The sequence below is a fragment of the Succinivibrio sp. genome (assembly GCF_045124615.1).
GTDB classification, from domain to species: Bacteria; Pseudomonadota; Gammaproteobacteria; order Enterobacterales; family Succinivibrionaceae; genus Succinivibrio; species Succinivibrio faecicola.
Genome location: NZ_JBGVMC010000141.1, coordinates 1 through 4041, shown reverse-complemented (window position 1 = coordinate 4041; position 4041 = coordinate 1). Strand labels below are relative to the sequence as shown.

Annotated in this window: 2 protein-coding genes; one reads left to right on the top strand and one right to left on the bottom strand. The window is 37.0% G+C overall.

Annotated elements, in window-relative coordinates:
• The first annotated feature begins 218 nt into the window (after positions 1-218).
• Positions 219-2747: an endopeptidase La gene (gene lon / locus ACJML3_RS03730; RefSeq protein ID WP_406020741.1), complete on the top strand. Its 2529-nt coding sequence runs from the start codon at positions 219-221 to the stop codon at positions 2745-2747.
• Between the two features lie 59 nt (positions 2748-2806).
• On the opposite strand, the gene ACJML3_RS03725 is transcribed toward lon, so the two are convergent.
• Positions 2807-4041 (bottom strand): extracellular solute-binding protein (locus tag ACJML3_RS03725; RefSeq protein ID WP_406020739.1); only part of this gene is annotated, 1235 nt, incomplete at its 5' end.

The window sequence follows — 4041 nt, the reverse complement described above, 5'->3', positions numbered from 1 at the left end:
ACTTTTTAAAAATTATATCATTCATAAAATATCTATATGCTCCTGCATGTCTATTCTTTGATCTGGATATGTGAAAATTTTATTAAAGGCTAAAAGATCAAGAAGTTAGAAAAATATAGATATCTTTTTTATTTATTTTTTAATAATCGTCTTGAAATATAAAGGCATAGACCTCATATAAGATCAAGACAAACAAGAATATACAGGCTACAGTTATCATGGCAGAAAATAAAGAAGAAAAAAAATCCGATGTTTTATCAAAAGAGCAGGTAGAAAAGATAAACAAGCTTTTATCATCATTATCTGATGAACAGCTTGAAGGTGTAAAAAACCGTCTTTCTGATTTGAAAAAAAGCCTAAAAGAAAATGATGCTGCTGAAGAAAACGGCGATGACGTCATGGAAATTGCTGCACCTTCACCTGCACTAATCAATGTTATTCCGACATTCTCAAGACCGGTAATGCCATCTCAGATTGCTCCAATTCAGCTAAAGGGTAATTTTGAGAAACTTATAACAGAAATTGCTGACACACAGTCAAAGTGCTTTGCTCTTTTTTCTATTGATGAAAAATATGAAAGCAAAGGCACTATCAGCAAAAATCAATTTCCAAAAACAGGTACTCTTGTAAGATTACTGCACGCAAAGAGCATTCCAGGTGAGGTTCACTTTGTTTGCGAAGGTATTTGCAGAGTTGAAATCGAAAAATGGGTTAAATTTGGCAGTGAGCTAAAAGCAAAGATAAGATATCCTGAAAATATTATGCCAGAACAGGGTTCAGAGGATGAACTCAAGCTAAAGGCATATGCAATGAATCTTGTAGCTCTGCTTCAGGAGATACTGCCATTAAATCCAATGTACTCAGAAGAAATGAGGCAGTATCTTTTAAGATTCGATCAAAATGATCCTTCAATGCTTGCCGACTGTGCAGCATCAATTACATCTACAACTCAGAGTATCCTTCAGGATATTCTTGAAACATACGATGTTCTGACAAAACTTGAAAAATCTCAGTCTATTCTGAAAAAAGAACTTAAGGCAGCAAAACTTCAAGATGCTATCAGAAGTTCTGTAAATGAAAGACTTACAAAACGTCAAAAAGAATTTGTTTTAAAAGAACAGATAAAAGAAATTCAAAAAGAGCTTGGCACAAGAGGTGATGCTTTCTCTGAGGGTGATGAATTTATCTCCCGTATGAAGAAACTCAATCCACCGGCTGAAATCAAAAGGCGTTTTGACAATGAAATCAAGAAATTCAATACCATTGATACAAACTCACCAGAATATGGTATTGCCAGAAACTATCTTGAAACACTGTGTACCATTCCATGGGGACAGTATGCAAAGGAGAATCTTAATCTTGAACATGCAAGAGAAGTTCTGGATGAAGATCATGAAGGCTTGAAGGATGTTAAAGACAGAATTATTGAGTTTCTTGCAATAGGTGCATTAAAGGGCACCACAAACGGCTCAATTCTGCTATTTGTAGGCCCTCCTGGTGTTGGTAAAACTTCTATTGGAAAATCCATTGCAAAAGCTCTTAACAGACCATTCTACCGTCTGTCTTTAGGTGGTGTTGGTGATGACAGTGTTATCAAAGGACACAGAAAAACCTATATTGGAGCAATGCCAGGTAAATTTGTACAGGCTTTAAGAGAAACAAAAGTAATGAATCCTGTGATCATGCTGGATGAAATAGACAAACTTACTCATTCATATCATGGCGATCCTGCTTCATCATTACTTGAAACACTTGATCCTGAGCAGAACAGCACATTCATGGATAACTACCTTGATGAAAGACTGGATCTGTCAAAGTGTCTGTTTATCTGTACAGCAAATACAGAAGATACTATTCCATCTGCACTTTTAGACAGAATGGATAAAATAAGACTGTCAGGCTATATTGGCTCTGAGAAACTTGCAATTGCCAAAAAGCATCTGATGCCTAAGGCTCTTGAAAAAGCACATCTGACAAAGTCTCAGATAAAGATGTCTGATGCTGTTTTAAAGAAGATCATAGAAGAATATGCCCGTGAAAGCGGAATGAGATCAACTCAAAGAGCTATTGAAAAAATCATCAGAAAAGGCGCTGTAAAGATCCTGGAGGGAAGCAAGAGTGTTACAGTCAAAACAAATGATCTGTTTGATTATCTTGGAACTGCTCCGTTCAAGAGAGAAAAGCATCTTGAAGGTGTAGGTGTAATCACTGGTCTTGCATGGACTTCTGTAGGCGGTGCAACACTACCTATTGAGTCATCAAGAGTAAATACTGATCAGAAAGCTTTAGAGCTTACAGGATCTCTTGGCGATGTGATGAAAGAATCAGCTCATATTGCATATAGCTATATTCAATCTCATATTGAAAAATTTGCAAAAGACAAAAAAGATTTCTTCAAGAAATCAACAATACATATTCATGTACCTGAGGGTGCAACACCAAAAGATGGTCCATCAGCCGGTGTAACTATAGCATCATCACTTCTGTCACTTGCTATGAACAAAGCACCTAAAAAAGGGTATGCAATGACAGGAGAACTGTCACTTACAGGACAGGTACTTGCTATTGGAGGTATAAAGGAAAAGACCATTGCAGCAAGACGTATGGGTATTTTCAATATCATCTGTCCAAAAGCAAATGAAGATGATGTAAAAGAACTGCCTGTTGAGGTAACAGAAGGCGTAAATTACTATTTTGCAGATACCTATGAGGATGTGGCAAAGGTAATTTTTGATCTGAAAAAGTAACAAATACTACCAAATAAAAGGCAGATCATATGATCTGCCTTTTTCTTTTTTACAAAATTTTATTCAGAATCATTTGGCAGTGCATCTTCCTGATTATTGTCTGTATTAGAGATTGCTTTGTTAATCTTAACTACAGCATCATTCAAAGCTTGTTTTGCATTCTGCTTGTTTGCAATCACACTCTTGATAGCATCAGCCATAGGGCCCCAGATCTGTGATGTTTCAGCAATATATGGCATAGGATCTGCATTTAACATCTGGCTTGCAATAGCATTTGAGAAATCGTCATTTGTAATTAAAGGATTTGCAATAACATCATTGATTGGAGGCAACTCAGCAATTGCAGAATAACGGATAAGTGCATATTTTGGCTGGTTTGCAAATTCGATGAATTTAGCTGCAAGATCTTTGTTCTGTGAATTCTTTGCAACAGCATAGCCCTTTACACCATAAAATGGTCTGAAGTATTCACCGTTCTTTAATTTTGGCAAAGGAGCGATACCATAATTGATACCAGATTTTGCATATGCATCAAGAGCCCATGGACCATTGATTACAGCTGCAGCCTGACCGTCAATAAACATCTTGTCAACAAGGCCCCAGCCATCAGGAGTCTGAAGCTGTTTTGGAATATAGCGTCTTACATATTCAGCAAGATTGGTAAGACCATCATCTGCATTGCCTGATGCAAAACCTACATCAAATTTATTGTATTCCTCTCCGTTTTTACCGAAAACATAACCACCATAGGCTGACATCATGCCGTAAGCAATATAAAGTTCATCAAGTTTACCAACTAGACCATATTTGCCCTGAGTTGCCAGTCTGTCACCGGCTTTCTCGTATCCGTCTATAGTCTCATAAGGAACATCAAGCAGATCTTTGTTGTAGTAAACGACAAGTGTTTCAATTGAACGTGGAGCTGCATAATATTTTCCATGTATATGGAATACATCCGTTGCAAGCTTTGCATATTTAGATGCATCAGCTTTCATAAACGGCAAATCAGAAATTACGTTTTTTTCTACAGCCTCACCTGTTCTATCTGAAATCAAGATGAAAACATCAGGTACATCGCCACCGTTTTCAACAAGTTTTTCAACCTCATTTAAATGGGATATACTATCTTTCTGTTCAATAACAACCTTTACTCTGTTCTCTTTTGCAAAGTCTCTAGCTGCCTGTTCAATACCAATAGCCTTATTGTTGTCTTCCCATACGGTAAGCACATCTCCTGCAGCATTAGCTGTCTGACCTAAAGCAACACCGATACCAAGAGCAATAAGTGTTTTGC